Here is a 16,089-nt window from a genome sequence, read left to right as displayed (position 1 = left end):
CAACTGATTTACGCTTTGGTTATTGGTGCAAATTTGGCCAACAATTTTTTGATTCCAGTCGGAGCTGGGAAGGCAATATCGAGTTCCAGATCGTCTCCGCTGCCCTTTGTACGAACGACCGTGCCAATCCCCCATTTTGCGTGGGATACCTTATCACCTGTTTTGAGATCAAGCCCGGCTGCTCCCCCATGTGAAGCTGTCTTCGCTGGCGACGTGAAGGTTGGGCGAGTAAACGTTGCCGGGGTCGCAGGGGCTGATGAAGAGTTCTGTGGACGACCAAATCGATCCGTCGATCGCGAACCGTAGCCTGTTCCACCACCCATGGAAGGGCGTCCCCAGCCACCGCTGGCACTTTCTCTCGATACATTTCCTTCTAACAATTCAGCAGGTATTTCAGTGAAAAAGCGAGAAGCTGCATTCGTATTGGTTCGTCCAAATAATGTACGCATACGCGCACGAGTCAGATACAACCGCTCTTCGGCACGGGTAATCCCAACATATGCAAGGCGGCGCTCTTCTTCCATCTCTGTATCATCAAATAATGCTCGATTGTGCGGGAAAATCCCTTCTTCCATTCCAACCAGGAACACGACAGGGAACTCAAGACCTTTGGCACTGTGCAAGGTCATCAGCGTAACCTGCCCTTCCGCAGGAGCATCTGCTGGCTCTTCTGTCTCGTTCAATGAGTCAATGTCTGCAACCAATGCCAAATCAGTCAGGAAAGCAAGCAAGGTACGATCTTCGCTCTTCTTCTCGAACTCTTGGGTAACAGAGAGAAACTCGTCGATGTTCTCCAGTCTTGCAGCCGATTCCAGTGATTTCTCTTCTTTTAGTGCATCCCGATATCCCGAGCGTGTTAATACCTCTTCCACCAATTCAGTCACACTCAGGAAGTCTAACATGCCAATCAGATTGGAGATGAGCTCCCCAAAGGCGGCTATCGCATTGGTCGTACGGCCCGGCAGTCCCATATAGCCAACCTCTTGAATCGCTTGAAACATCGACATGCCATGAGCGGATGCATACGCCTGGATTTTATCTACGGTTGTATCGCCAATACTTCGTTTTGGCACATTGATAATCCGCTCCAGGCTGATGTCGTCGTCAGGATTGGAAATCAGGCGCAAGTAAGCGAGGATGTCCTTGATTTCTTTGCGGTCATAGAACTTCAATCCGCCAACGATGGTGTACGGAATTGTCGATTTGATCAAGACGTCCTCAAGTACACGTGACTGAGCATTGGTTCTGTAAAGGATGGCAAATTTATCATATCGCTTATACGTTGCCAGTTGCTGCTTGATCGTTTCAATGATGAAGTATGCTTCGTCGTGCTCTGAGTCACCCTCGAAGACTAAAATCTTCTCTCCGCCATCATTTTCCGTCCACAAGTTCTTCTTTTTCCGGTTTACGTTATGTTCAATTACTGCATTGGCTGCTGCCAGAATCGTTTTGGTAGAACGATAGTTTTGCTCCAGCTTGATCACTTTTGCTTCCGGGTAGTCCTTCTCAAAATTCAGGATGATCGAAATATCCGCACCCCGCCATTTGTAAATACTCTGATCAGCATCCCCTACACAGCAGACATTGCGGTATTTGGCAGCAAGCATCGAGATCAGCAGGTACTGCGCACGGTTGGTATCCTGATACTCATCGACATGGACGTACCTAAACTTCTTCTGATAGAATTCCAGCACCTCTGGCACTTCTTTAAACAAACGGACAGTTGTCATGATCAAATCATCGAAGTCGAGTGACTGGTTGCGTTTCAGCTTCTTTTGATACAGCTCATACACTTGAGCTACTGCCTTGGAGAAAGGATCACCTACACGTTGTTCACCGTAGGTTTTTGCATCAAGCAGTTCATTTTTAGCCCCGCTAATCGCCGCAAGCACGCTTCTTGGCTCGAACTTTTTCGGGTCCAGATTCAATTCCTTCAGACATTGTTTGATAACGGACTGCTGATCGCCAGCGTCGAGAATGGAGAAACTGCGGCTGATGCCCAATCGATCACTGTCCCTGCGCAAGATTCGCACACATAAGGAGTGGAATGTCGAAATCCATATATCATCAACCCCTTGTGAAACAGTCCGAGACACACGCTCTCTCATTTCACGAGCGGCCTTGTTGGTAAATGTGATAGCAAGAATGCTCCATGGAGCCACATTTTTTTCTTTTATCAAATAGGCAATGCGTTGCGTCAAGACACGTGTCTTGCCACTGCCCGCACCTGCCAGAATCAGTACAGGACCTTCCGTTTTCTCAACTGCTTCCTTCTGCTGCGGATTTAAACCATGTAACACTTGATCACGGATAGACATGGAACTCTTAGGCCACCTTTCAAAATCGGAAAAACTCGATGTGCAAGATACTTTTTAAAAAAAGAAATCATATGTTCCTATTTTGGCATACATTACTTTACTCTGCCACTTTTTTTACCCACTTTCTGTAAGATCCCAAGAAAATACAAAAACGTAGTACAAGAGCTCCCTCGCACTACGTTTGGACATGTATTCATTTGGATGATTTTACCCATTTTTCTGTAAAAAACGTCTCGACGTTTTTACCGAAGTAAATGCCAGCCAGATGCTAGGCTGAGGCACCTTATCATAAAAGTCGATATGACCGCTTGCGGGCAATAGAACAGTCATGACCGTTTTATTGCCTGTACGGTGTCCAGCGCCAGATCAAGATTGTCATAAATCACATTGCCCACGACAACCGTATCAGCAACGCCCGCCATTTCGACTGCCTGCTCCTTGGAACGGATGCCACCGCCATAGAACAAGTGAGCTTTGCCGATCACCGACTGACAAGCACGTACCATTTTCGGGTCGCCGTACACCCCGCTGTATTCAACATAGACAATCGGGAGACGGCAAATATTGGTGGCAACTTGCGTGTACGCTTTTGCTTCTTCTATGGACTGAATCGCTTTTGCCCCCGTTACTTTGGCAGCAGCCGATTCCTGGTTAAAAATGATATACCCTTCCGTGACAATATCTTCCCAGTGAATGTATGCTCCGTACTCGGCAATCCCTTTTACATGTGGTGTCAGAATCCAATCAGGATCACCTGCATTCACCACAAGCGGGATAAAATACGCATCAAATCCGGGAACAACCGCTTGCAAGTTCGAGATTTCAAGCACGGCAGGAACAGCATATCTTCGAATCCGGGCCATTAGCTCAAGCGTATTCTCAAAAGTTACTCCGAGCGTCCCACCTACGATGATGGCATCAGTACCCGATTCACAGATTGCTTCCAATGCTTCATCAGAAATCGTCTTGTCGGGGTCCAGCTTGAAAGCATGTCGCCAGCCACTGTAATCAATCACTGAAACTGCCTCCCCTGACTACTTGCCAATTCGTTCCAACGCAAGCTGATAACCGTCGTTGCCATAGTTTAGACAACGTTTGACACGAGAGATCGTTGCGGTGCTGGCGCCTGTCTCTGCTTCGATCTGGTTGTACGTATAGCCTTTGCGAAGCATACGTGCTACTTCCAGTCGTTGAGCGAGTGACTGCATTTCATTGATCGTGCACAAATCATCAAAAAAACGATAGCATTCCTCAACTGACTCAAGCGAAAGAATTGCTTCAAAAAGTTGTTCGATTCCTTTTCCCTTCAGCTTCTCCAATTGCATCTCGATCACCCCATATGTGGGAAAGTTTTTTCTCTGTAAAATTTTTATGCGTTAAAGACCTACATTCCTTATATTAGTTAAAAAACGCTTACAATTCAAGTATCTACTTATAGATTAATCCTTTGGTTAGACCGGGTGCCGTCGGAATAATGTTAATCCATGTATTTCCCGGCAAAAGCGGAAGCTCTTCAGCATAGCTTGCATCAGTATAAACACGAATCACGCCGCCGCTGCGTTTCCATTTCACTTTTCTCGCTTTTCCCTGCTGAAACAGATAACCGTCGCCAGGACCTACCACATCAACAGCCCGTCTTCCTTCCTTATCAAGCACTTGATGCTTGGAGGCGATCACAATCAGATTGGTCGTAGCCAATTGCTCTGAGGTAGTCAAATCTATATGCGGCTTCCCTTGTGTAAATCGCAAATATTTCTTGGAAGCTGAATCATAGCGATAGCTCGCTTTGTATAAGGAATGGAAGGTGACATCGACTGTGTTAGCAACTTCACCTTGAGTGATCTGGGAATCTGCCGGTAAAAATGGAAAATAAGGCAATTCTGAACGGTCTCGCATTCCTTTGTCCTTCATCGCCTGCTCAATTCGTCCCAAATCAGTATAAACATTGTGAGGGGCTTTGCGGAACTTTTCTCTCCAAAAATATTTTCCATTGCTGATTTCATTTATCGCTGAGTAGTCAGAGCGGGCCAGTGTTTCCAATGCGTCCTCGCTTCCGCCAACATGTGCCATGACTGCATCAAACCCTGCACCTACCTGAATATAGTAAGGACGAATACTTCGCACAGGGCCGATTACCTCTGGCCGCTGACTTTGATAGATCGCAACGAACCGGGTAACTTCTCCTTCCGCAAGTATTTCATAGACAATATCCGCTTTATCCAATCCTGATTGTGGTCTTGCATAGGGATGATTGTTTACCATCACCATGATAGGACGATTCTCGATTTTTTGGTCAGTCCCGATGCCTGTGAAAGGAGCTGTATAAGGCTTCACTGTTGGTACTGGCTCATGGATTGTCACTGGTTGTTCCGGGGGTGTCACATTCGGTTGTACAGGCTGTGTCACAACCTCTTGACTGCAGGCCACCAACATCGTGCTGAGAAGGACAGAGGGCAGTATCTGTTGGATTCGTTTCAGCATATAACCGCTCCTTATCTTTTGCTGTGACTTTTTTCTACTAGAACTTGTTCAAAAAGGAGGATGTTTCGATGCCCCGATGAGAGGGCACAAACAGAGCCTCGAAGATCAAGGCGCGGAAGACCCGAGCAGCGGAACATCGTGAGCAGCGGAGGGGCGACGGTCGGCTAAAAGCACCAACGTCCTGTTGGCAACGCCGACACTGGCACATCCTATGCGGCGCAACCGAAATTCGAACGCTATGTTTCCCGGACTTTTTGAACTTCCTCTACTACATACTTTTTCTTCTCTTGCAATTATTATCCTCCCCTTTTCATTTAGGCAGGGGAAATTCCTTAACTTTTACATTTTGTTCCCGACTGGTTGCCACAGGTAAATGATATTCTGTATTGTAGAACCATATGGACCTCCCCGACTTTTGATCACTATCGGAAAGCGAGGAATTTTCGAATGAGTCAACCTCAACAGTATGTAGTCTATCTGGTTGAAGATGAAGTGAATCTAATGCAACTGCTCAAGCCTTACCTCGAAAATGCAGGATACCAAGTGAAGGCGTTCCAAACTGGTGAGGAAGCCCTGCAAGAGCTGAAGCAATCCACTCCGCATCTATGGATCCTCGACATCATGCTGCCAGATATAGATGGATATGAAATTTTACGTCAAATCAAAGCCAAATCGGATGTGCCAGTAATCTTCATCTCCGCTCGCGATCAAGACATGGATAAAATCATTGGCTTGGAGCTGGGAAGTGATGATTACCTTGCCAAGCCGTTTCTTCCTCGTGAGCTGGTGATTCGTGTCCAAAAGCTCCTGTTACGGACATATGAAAAAACGAATGCTGCTGCACCCATCAGTCACTCGCAAACGTACCAAGACTGGATACAGGCAGGACCTTATTCTATCTCGGAAAAAGGAAGAATGATTAAAGAGGGCGAAGAACCGATCGAATTCACCACCAAAGAATTTGATTTGATTCTTTACTTGCTTCGTAACCAGGGCCAAGCCCTACAACGCGAGCAAATTCTGACCGCCGTCTGGGGTGACGATTATATCGGTTCGGATCGTGCCGTTGACGATCTCGTCAAACGCATCCGCAAGAAACTTCCTCACTTCCCGCTTGAGACCGTGTATGGCTTTGGCTATCGATTAACCTTGAAATGAGGCTCTCATGAAACTCTCTATTAAAATGAAGAACTGGCCCCTTTCACGACAAATTCTTGTATTATTTATGCTGCTCACATTGGTACTTGGGGCGGGTGTAGGGGTTTTCTATCCTTTTGCGATCAAACAGTATCTGATCCAGAATACCTTTAACCTGCTCGAGGAAGAATTCGAAGCGCTGTCCGGCCATATTTCCTTTAACGAAAATAATGAACTGCTGCGGGTTCCCTCGTCAGCACCTTTTTTCCTGCAGCTTTTGCTTGAGAACTACACCTATACATTTAACGCACTCGTCTATGATAAAAACGGGACACTCCTTGGCCACAGCAGCGCAGATCCGATTACTGCTTTTGACATGCGGGATTTCTATCAATTAGCGTCAACCGCACCACCCCAAAAATTGCAGCACGGCACCTTGTCCCGCAAACAAGAAACGTATCTGTTCGTTAGCAAACGGATGGATTATCACGGGTATCCGTACTATCTCGTTCTGTTCTCCAAAGAACGGGAACTAAACGAGATCAACTCCATCCTTCGGCATGAATTCTTTGTTGTCTTCACCGTCCTTTTGATTATCAGTTGGATTCTCGCCATGTGGTTCAGTCGTTATTTGAGCAAACCACTGCGTGCATTGGATGAGTATTGCCAGAAGCTGGCCAAACGACAATTCAATATTCCGCTTGTGATGAATCGTCAGGATGAGATCGGTCAGCTTGCCCGCTCCTTTGACACCATGAAACTCCATCTCAAAGAGTATGACGAGTCACAACGGCATTTTGTTCAAAATATTTCACACGAACTGAAAACGCCGATTATGGCCATTCAAGGATACGCACAGGGCTTGCAGGAGGGCGTATTCCAGGGAGCTCAGGCCGAAAAAGGCTTGCAAATTATTATGGAAGAGAGCAAACGATTGGAGCATGTCGTCGAGCAACTCCTCTACATCACCAAGATCGAGTCGGTTAACGAAATGCTGGATATCTCAACGTTGAGGCTTGCAGAAATATTTTATTATCTGCAACAGCGTCTCCAGGTGCTGAATCCTCACGTGTCGTGGGAAATTAACATTCCCGAAACGCTCATCGTCGAAGGAGACGGGGAGCAGATCAGCACAGCACTGGTTAACATTCTCGAAAACCAATTGCGTTACGCAGCAACCAAACTCGTCATCGAAGCTGTCTCGAAACAGGATCAAGCAGAAATCTCGATTGCCAATGACGGCCCTCCCATTGACGAGACCCTTCTCCCCAATCTGTTCCAGCGATTCCGCAAAGGAAAAAACGGAAAACATGGTTTGGGGCTCGCCATCGCCAGAGCAGTTATCGAAGCTCATGAAGGAACCATTCAAGCCCGCAACGAAGCAACCGGCGTGAAGTTCGTTCTAACACTGCCTTTGATACAGGTAAAAAGAAAAGGGACAAAGGAAACATAATAATTATCTTAAAAAAGGGAGTCCATACGGCTCCTTTTTCTATTGAAATAATGCAATCACTTTACTTCACTACTTTAAAGCAACATAATTAATATGCGAATAATTTATTTGAAAATACAAACTTTTCTCTATATTTTAATTGAAACATTATATAATATAAATTGCTGATTTTTTAGAAAAACTGATTTTACTAACAAAATGTCTTTGTCAAACATTGACGAAACCGCTTTCAACTGATATGTTAATAAAGTAGACACAAAATATTTATATACGTGGGGGTTGCATAAATATGCAAAAACGCAATAAGGTGCTTTCTGTATTACTCTCATCATTGCTGGTCGGTTCCCTTCTCGCTGGCTGTGGAAATGGAGGAAATGCTGGTGGTGCAGGCGGAGCTGGCGGCGGTGCTGCTACAGGTTCCAGCGTAATTAAAATCGCTACGCAAAGCCCTCTCTCAGGCCCTCAGTCATTGGAAGGTGAAGGAATCAAACTCGGCGCTGAGTTGGCTGTAAAAGATCGCGCTGAAGACTTCAAAAAGCTAGGATTCGATATTCAATTGTTCCCGCAAGATGACCAAGCTGACCCGAAACAAGGCGTATCCAATGCAGAAATGTTGATTTCTGACGCTGATGTTATGGCTGTTATTGGTCACTACAATACTGGTGTAGCTATTCCTTCTTCCGTTAAGTATGAAGAAGCAACTCTCGCTATGGTATCTCCTGCTAACACAGGTGTTCAATTAACAGAAGACGGCAAGAAAACCGTTAACCGTCTCGTTGCTCGTAACGACAAAATTGCCCCTGCTGCTGCAAAATATGCAGTAGATAAAATGGGCATCAAATCCGTATTCGTTATCCACGACAAAACAGCCTATGGACAAGGTCTTGCTGATGAAGTGCGCAAAGGTTTCCAAGCACTCGGCGTAACTGAATTGGGATATGAAGGTGTAACTGCTGGTGAGAAAGATTACAGCGCAGTAATCAACCAAGTAGTTGCGAAAAAACCTGATCTGATCTTCTTCGGCGGTATGTATGCAGAAGCTGGTATCATTGCAAAACAGGCAAAAGAAAAAGGCTTTGCTGGTAAATTGATGGGTGGCGAAGGTATCGAGTCCAATGATATCTACAAAATTGCTGGCCCTGCTGCTGAGGGTATCGTGTACGCAACTGTAGTTGGTGACGTTCGTTCTACAGATGAAGGCAAGAAATGGGTTGAGAAGTACAAAACTACTTTCAGTAAAGACCCTGCTGCATTCTCTGCATTCGCTTATGATGCAACACTCGTTGCTTTGAACGGTATCGAAAAAGCAATTAAAGACAACGGCAACAAAAAGCCATCTCGTGAACAAATCGCTGCTGCTGTCCGTGGTACAACTGATTTCAAAGGATTCTTCACTTCTGTTTCATTCGATGAAAAAGGTGATAACAAATCCTCCAAAGTGTATATCTATGAATACGGCAAAGAAAAAGCTGAATTCAAAGGCGAAGCTACACAATAATCATTCATAAAACTCGGCTCGGCGACAACCAAAGCCCGCTTCCATTTCGGAAGTGGGTTTTTTCATATCGATTTTGGGTTTACTGTCGCTAATCTGACCCCATCGATTTCACCATTTTTGCCCCTTTTCTCCATGACAAAAATCAATTACCCTCATTGGTAAAATGAATGTGTAAAGGAGAATAACGATGATTCCATTAATGCGTGCATGTACAGATCAAACAAAAATCGAGGCATTTTTGACTTCAGCTAGAATTGGATACCTGGGACTCACGGACGGCTCACGCCCTTATGTCATTCCCTTGAACTATGTGTGGTGGAACAACCGGATTTATTTCCACGGTTCTGCTAACGGGAGAAAAGTTGACCTGATCGCACAAAATTCATCTGCCTGTTTTACCATAAGTGAGGAATACGGCACAATTGCTCATCCCGTGCCAGCAGAAACAGATACCGCTTTTATGAGTGTTGTCTTAATCGGAAATGCTGAGTTGGTGACGGATTTAGAAGAAGCTACCGAGGCTTTGGATCACTTGTTAACGAAATACGTGCCCAACTACTATGAAAGCCCACTCGCTAGAGAGCACGTGAGCAAATATCGCTCATCCCGAGGAAACCCCGTGGGAGTCTATCGAATCGATGCCCATACGATTACAGCAAAAGAAAACCCGGTGAACGAAGAGAAAATGTTCTATCCCGGGCGTACACGAGAGATGGATTCAGGAAGGTAGTGTCAAAAAAGGCAGCCCCGTACTTGCAGGGCTGCCTTCTTACATTTACTCTACTTCCACTTCATACTCCTGAACAAATCCATTGTATGCCGTAGCTCTTAAGATGAGTTTGTCACCTTTCCATTTCGCCAGCTTCAACTCAAACTGGTTCTTCTGTATGGAACCAATGGAAAGAACCTCCCCATCAACCACTATTTCAATTTTGTTGATAACCGACGGATTGTATACCTCACCAGTAATCGTGTACGAGTCATTTCGACCCTCTTTCACTTTAATGCTATCTGGATCAAACAGCTCAATCGGCAGTATAATGACTTGCTCATCCTCGTCTGATCCCTTTGGCTTCAATTGTAACTCGATTTCTTTTGAGGTTTTGCTGTTCACTTTTATTTTGCGTTCAAAGGTAAATGTCATCTCATCCTTATCGACTTTGGCAGTATAAACGGATTTGCCATACACGACCTTCACGGAAAGGTCATCATCTTCCAATATCTTACCTTCCACCTTTAGATTGGAATAGGAAGAAGATCCGCTTCGGGTCAAGGTTACTTCTACTTCTCTCTCATCCACCCATAGCTTGTCGTATACGTTCACCAGGATGGTTGCCTTTTTCCCTTTATAACTTGCTGTAATCAGTGTCGATCCCTTTCCTACCGCTTTAATCTTACCTTTCGAAACGGTAGCTACCTTTTTATCTTTGGTAGTCCACGTCACGTCTTTGGTTACATCCCGCTTGCTTTCATTACCAAAGAAGGCGCTGACTTGAACGGTTGCAGATTCATCTGGCTGCATGACAAGCATGGTCGGATCAGTGAGTAACGCAAGCACCTTGCCTTCCTTCACATCCACGATACAACTATCTGTTACCTTTCCATCTGGAGATGAGACGGTGATCACTGCCGTTCCCTTGCCCAATGGAACAACTTTGCCATTCTGGTCTACAGTGGCTATATCAGGTGAACTGGATGTCCAGACAAGCAGATGCTCGGAATCTTGGTTCGGCTTAACCTCTGCTTTCAAGATAACAGGTCTATCGCCCACTGTCAGAGAGAGCTGTTTCTTGTTTAGAACAATTTCAGTAATCGGGTCAAATTTACGCTCGACGGTGATCGTGTACAGTTTTTCGGTACCGTCCTGTGCTGTAACAGCCACTTCCACTTTGTTAGCCCCTGTTTGAAGCGTAATTGGTTCACTCGGTAGCCCGCTGATCACTGCCACACCGTTGACCTTCACTGTTGCATCTTTATTCGAAGTGGTTGGGGTCACCTTGATGCTATCTACTTTGTTGTTTACCTCTACTGTGTACTCTGTACGTTTTGCACTGAAGGACGGTTTTAGTTTTCCACTGGATACCTTCAACGCACGTAAATCAGCATTGTTGTTGCCCTCACGGCTGATAGACACAGTAGCCACATTGGAGTCTGCCAGACCATCACTTACCTTAAATGTAAAGCTGTCTGCACCAAGCTCTCCTTGATTCGGTGTATACGTGAACTCACCCTTCTTCGAATTGGTGATCATCACTTTCCCTTTGGAAGCTTTAGTGACGAGAACATACGTTAATGGATTTCCTTCGCCATCACTAGCCGTGAGAGTTCCTTTGGTCTCGCCCTCTGTTTTGATCACCAATGTTTGGTTATTTGCAACCGGTGGATCATTTACTTCCAACACTGTGATCGTAAACGTATCTGTTGCTGATCGTTGACCGTCACTCACCGTTACTGTTATGGTTGACGACCCGCTCTGATCTGCTGCTGGCACTACTTGAATGGTACGATTCTGATCGCTGCCGCCGAGAACAATACGATCATTCGGCACCAGTTTTGTATTGCTGGATGATGCCTGAACAGTCAGGAGTTTTACATTGGTATCCGGATCATTCACGGCGAAAGCAATGTCATTTGTGCTCTCATCTTCTTGAATGGTTTGATTGCCGATATCACTGATGGTTGGCGGGTAATAAACCGGTATTGGCGGCGGCAAGTTCGTAATCGTTACCGTTACGGTTGCTGTATTGGAGTCAATTGTCCCGTCGTTCACCATGAATGTAAAGGAATCATTTCCTGTCGCTCCCGGAGACGGTGTATACGTATACGCACCTGTACTGCCATCTACGGTGACATTCCCTTTTGTACCTTGCTGAACAATGGAATAGGTAAGCAAATCACCATCGCTATCAGTCGCTGCAAGCGAACCTTGCTTCGGCTGATTTGCGGTCACTGACAGGCTGCCATTCGTAGCAACCGGTGCGTCGTTAACGGAAACAACCGTTACATCGAATGTTTCATCAACCGTATTTGTACCATCGCTTACCTGAACGGTGATGGTTGCACTTCCATTCTTGTTCGCCACAGGCTTGATGCGAATGGTTCGTAAAGTCCCGTTGCCACCCAGTATCACGTTGGCTAAAGGAATAAGTGTTTCATTACTGGAAGTGACGGTTAATGTCAATTCCTCGGCGGGTTTTTCCTCGTCACCTACTGCAAAGGAAATTTCACCGGATTCCTCATCTTCATTGATCGATTGGTCAGCGATTGACGTAATTGTTGGTTCATCATCCACTGGTGTGATTGTGATGGTTACCTTAGCCGAGGCGATAGAATAATCCGTTCCATCATTGCCTTTCCAATCAAATTCGGTTGTTCCTGACCAATTGGCATCTGGTATGAAGCTGAGTTTGGTTAACTCGCCAACAGGAATCTCCTGATTTACTGAAACCGCAGTGCCATTCAAATTTAGTACGCCTTTATCTGGCAAACTTGTAATTTGTACTCTAGATAAAGTATCGCCCTGATCAACATCGGAGAATTGCGTAAGGAAGTCGTTTTCCACAAAGAACAGTTCCGTATCCTCTGTGCCCTCCTTGTTGCTGTTACTTACAGTCGGAGCATCATTAACTGGTACAACCGTCACATCGAATGATTCATCAGCCGTATTTGTACCATCACTTACCTGAACCGTAATAGCTGCTCTTCCACTCATGTTCGCCACAGGCTTGATGCGAATGGTCCGTGTAGTACCGTTGCCACCCAGTATCACGTTGGCTAAAGGAACGAGTGTTTCATTACTAGAAGTGACGGTTACCGTCAGTTCTTCCGCAGGTTTCTCCTCGTCACCTACTGTAAAGGAAATGTCACCGGATTCCTCATCTTCATTGATCGATTGGTCAGCAATAGACGTGATTGTTGGGACATCGTCTACTGGTGTGACCGTGATGGTTACTTTAGCCGAGGTGATGGAATAATCCGTTCCATCATTGCCTTTCCAATCAAATTCGGTTGTTCCTGCCCAATTAGCATCTGGTATGAAGCTGAGTTTGGTTAACTCGCCCACAGGAATCTCCTGATTTACAGCAACTGTATTGCCATCAAGCTTGAGTGTTCCATTAGCTGGCAAGCTGACGATTTGCACTTTACTCAGGCTATCGCCATCTCCACCAGAGAATTTACTGCTAAAGTCATCTGTCGTGAAGGTTGCTTCACTATCTTCTGCCCCACTCTTTTGTACGTTGGATGAGATAGGAAGATCGTTGATTCCTTTGATCTTGATGGTAAGAACAGCAGCATCCACTGAGTAAACTGTTCCATCGCTACCCTTCCATTGGAACGGAGTCTCGCCGTTCCAGTCCGGATCAGGGGTGAATTTTAGTTGTGACAAGCTTGAGGGCGGGATCACATCGTCTTTTGCTACCAAGGTGTCATTCAGTTTCAACGCACCATGTTCTGGCAAACTGACAATTTTCACATCAGTCAGAACGGCCAGCGCATCCACATCGGAAAATGCCGCCAGGAAGTCATCTGCGACAAACGACAGTTCCGTATCTTCTGTGCCCTCTTTCGTGCTGTTGCTTACAGTAGGAGCGTCATTGACCGCTGCCAATTGCAATGTGAGTGTTGCCGCACTTGCTGAGTAGTCACTACCATCCGTGCCTTTCCACGTAAAGGATGTTGTCCCGTTCCAATCAGCCAAAGGAATAAAGCGGAGCTGATCCAATTGATTTGCCTCAACTTCATCGGACGCTGTTAGGACGGTGTTCCCTACTTTTAACGTTCCATTGGACGGCATCGTCACAATCTGAATCTTGGCCAAACTGCTTCCTTCTTCGTCTGTAAAGAGCGTTGTGAAATCATCCAGCTTAAAGGTGATTTCGACATCTTCATTACCGGCCTTCGTACTGTCATTTACCGTTGGCAGGTCATTTGCCGCTAGAATCTGAACCGTCAACGTTGCAGGATCAGCAGAATACAGGTTGCCGTCGCTTCCTTTCCAACCAATGCTCGTGGAGCCATCCCAGTTCGCTGGTGGCACAAAACTCAGTTTGGACAGGTCAGCCACCGGAATCACCTGATTGAGAGCTATTGCATTCCCATTCAGCTTTACTGTGCCTTTATCAGGCAGACTGGTAATTTGCACACCTTGTAACGTATCTGTCTGATCCACATCGGAGAAGTGTGCAAGGAAGTCGTTTGCCACAAAGAATAGCTCCGTATCCTCTGTACCCTCCTTGGTGCTGTTGCTTACACTCGGAGCATCATTTACCCCAGTAAGTTGAATCGTAATTGTTGCCGCACTAGCAGAGTAAGCGACACCATCCGAACCTTTCCACGTAAAGGATGTTGTTCCGTTCCAATTAGACGACGGTACAAATTTCAACTTGGATAAATCTGCTGCGGTAATCTCATTAGTTGGACCAATCGCCGCATTGTCCAGCATAAGTCCCCCATTGGCAGGAAGACTTTCTATCCGTATTTTGTTTAAGGAAGTACTATCTTCATCATAAAATTTGCTTGTAAAATCGGTTGCACTAAAAGCTAGCTCTGCATCCTCTGTACCTGTTTTCGTACTATCGCTTACGACAGGAACATCATTTGCATTCGTAACCGTAATGACAAAAGGCTTATTGTAGGTAGCCCCACCTGGGTCAGTCACCTGAATTGTCACGTTGTACGAATTTTTGGTTTCATAGTTAAAGACCGCATTGGATTTCAACACACCGTTGTCTATCACAAACGCACTTGTATCGCCTGCAACAAGACTAAACCCGAATGGTCCAGCCGAATCTGGATCGGTTGCACCGAGAGTTCCGATCACTGTTCCTATCACAGCATTCTCTGAGATCTGATTATTCGTCAGGGTAATATCCGTTGGAGATGCATTGGGAGCAGCACGTGTAACTGTAATCGTATACGTCCTTTCGGAAACCCCATCCTGCGCCTTCACCTTGAGGTCAATCGTATTGGCACCCACAGCAAGGCTTAAATCTCCGCTTGTTGCTCCTGTGACTGGTGTATAAGCACCACTATTGACTCGTACCTCGACAGACGCCTCCACATCTGCTTTTACAGGTGTTACTGTTATACTTGATACATTGCTTGCAACGTTGGCCGAGTAGGCTGTCGTAGCTGGTGTAAATGATGGGGTCAGTGTTCCACTGCTGACCGATAATCCGCTCAATTGTGTGTTATGTGATTGGGTTCTGATGATTGCGTTATCTCCGACTGTTACGAATCGTTGCTGCTCAGCAGAATAAGCTACGGAGTAAAAATCGCTCGTCGTATTGGATGTTTCTGTGGTATTCCATGTAATCCCGTCTGTCGAGGAAACGATCGCTCCACCCGCCCCAACAGTAACAAATTTACCGTTACCGTATGTAACCGAGTACAGCGGATTTCCTGGTACAGTTACCTTATTCCAGACGTTCCCATCGCTAGAATAGGAAACGGAATTCTCGCCCACGGCAACAAACTTCCCATTGCCATATGTCACGCTATACAGGGGAGAAGACGCCACATTACTATTCGCATACGTCCAGGTAACCCCATCAGCGGACACGTAAATGCTCCCGCTTTCACTGACAATGACCATCCGACCATCCGCATAAATGATATCAGTTAGCCGACTGCTAGTTTCTTGTGAAAAAGAGTTCTTTAATGGTGTCTGAGCATTCCACGTTTCTTTGTTTGAGGAATCCCAGATTTCCCCATCGTATCCTACAGCATAATACTTATTGTTCAAACCGTATGTAATCGCTAGTAAATCATTATGCGATGATGGTGATTTAGAGCTCCAACTGTTTGTAGAAGCCGAACTCCCTGATGACGTGTAGATTTTCCCGTTTCCTCCGACCAGTATCCATTGGTTCCCATCAAAGTAGGCATCATTCCATTCTCCGAAAGCACCCGATGGATTGTATCTGGTCCAACCACTTCCATCCGAGGAGGTAACGATCGTGTTGGATATCCCCAATGCAAGCCATTCGCCTCCCCCATAATGGAGGCCTTGCAGACTATAGGTTGTACCTGCTGAACCAGGACTTTTCCAGAGATATGCGGAGGCTGAATAGGTTGATTGTATGCAAATCACTGCTACCAAAAGCAAAGAGGTCAATAAGCCAACCAGTACTCTTCTTACTTTTTGAAACTGCCAAATCACAGGCAATCCGATCCCTCCCTATATCAGTTTCACTAACTTC

At 45.8% G+C, this 16,089-nt stretch carries 9 protein-coding genes; 4 read left to right on the top strand and 5 right to left on the bottom strand.

Annotated elements, in window-relative coordinates; all coding sequences use genetic code 11:
- Positions 1-8: 8 nt before the first annotated feature.
- From pcrA to ACPW7N_RS12150, 4 genes are all read right to left on the bottom strand, one after another.
- Positions 9-2,318 carry a DNA helicase PcrA gene (pcrA, locus tag ACPW7N_RS12165; RefSeq protein ID WP_425651357.1) on the bottom strand — a complete coding sequence of 770 codons (2,310 nt, stop codon included), beginning with the start codon at positions 2,316-2,318 and terminating at the stop codon, positions 9-11.
- 326 nt (positions 2,319-2,644) lie between these two features.
- On the bottom strand, positions 2,645-3,334 hold the full coding sequence (gene pcrB, locus ACPW7N_RS12160; RefSeq protein ID WP_425651356.1) for a heptaprenylglyceryl phosphate synthase: 690 nt from the start codon (positions 3,332-3,334) through the stop codon (positions 2,645-2,647).
- 18 nt (positions 3,335-3,352) lie between these two features.
- A complete protein-coding gene (locus ACPW7N_RS12155; RefSeq protein ID WP_425651355.1) occupies positions 3,353-3,643 on the bottom strand; it encodes a YerC/YecD family TrpR-related protein in 291 nt (96 codons plus the stop codon).
- 103 nt (positions 3,644-3,746) lie between these two features.
- Entirely contained in the window at positions 3,747-4,799 is a 1,053-nt protein-coding gene (locus tag ACPW7N_RS12150; RefSeq protein ID WP_425651354.1) for a DUF3048 domain-containing protein, read from the bottom strand.
- A gap of 447 nt (positions 4,800-5,246) precedes the next feature.
- Here ACPW7N_RS12150 and ACPW7N_RS12145 point away from each other — a divergent pair, with 447 nt between their 5' ends.
- The 4 genes from ACPW7N_RS12145 to ACPW7N_RS12130 all read left to right on the top strand — a co-directional run bounded on the left by ACPW7N_RS12145 (position 5,247) and on the right by ACPW7N_RS12130 (position 9,617).
- Positions 5,247-5,957, top strand: a complete 711-nt coding sequence (locus ACPW7N_RS12145; RefSeq protein ID WP_425651353.1) for a response regulator transcription factor — start codon at positions 5,247-5,249, stop codon at positions 5,955-5,957.
- Positions 5,958-5,964: 7 nt separating this feature from the next.
- Positions 5,965-7,389: a sensor histidine kinase gene (locus tag ACPW7N_RS12140; RefSeq protein WP_425651352.1), complete on the top strand. Its 1,425-nt coding sequence runs from the start codon at positions 5,965-5,967 to the stop codon at positions 7,387-7,389.
- 289 nt (positions 7,390-7,678) lie between these two features.
- On the top strand, positions 7,679-8,887 hold the full coding sequence (locus ACPW7N_RS12135) for a branched-chain amino acid ABC transporter substrate-binding protein (protein WP_425651351.1): 1,209 nt from the start codon (positions 7,679-7,681) through the stop codon (positions 8,885-8,887).
- A gap of 187 nt (positions 8,888-9,074) precedes the next feature.
- A complete protein-coding gene (locus ACPW7N_RS12130; RefSeq protein WP_425651350.1) occupies positions 9,075-9,617 on the top strand; it encodes a pyridoxamine 5'-phosphate oxidase family protein in 543 nt (180 codons plus the stop codon).
- A 45-nt stretch (positions 9,618-9,662) separates the two neighbouring features.
- Here the strand turns inward: ACPW7N_RS12130 and ACPW7N_RS12125 are convergent, their stop codons facing one another.
- A complete protein-coding gene (locus tag ACPW7N_RS12125) occupies positions 9,663-16,049 on the bottom strand; it encodes a tandem-95 repeat protein (RefSeq protein WP_425651425.1) in 6,387 nt (2,128 codons plus the stop codon).
- Between the last annotated feature and the right edge of the window lie 40 nt (positions 16,050-16,089).

The organism is Brevibacillus nigriterrae (assembly GCF_049846925.1).
Lineage (GTDB): Bacteria > Bacillota > Bacilli > Brevibacillales > Brevibacillaceae > Brevibacillus_H.
This window is presented reverse-complemented; position numbering and strand designations above follow the sequence as displayed.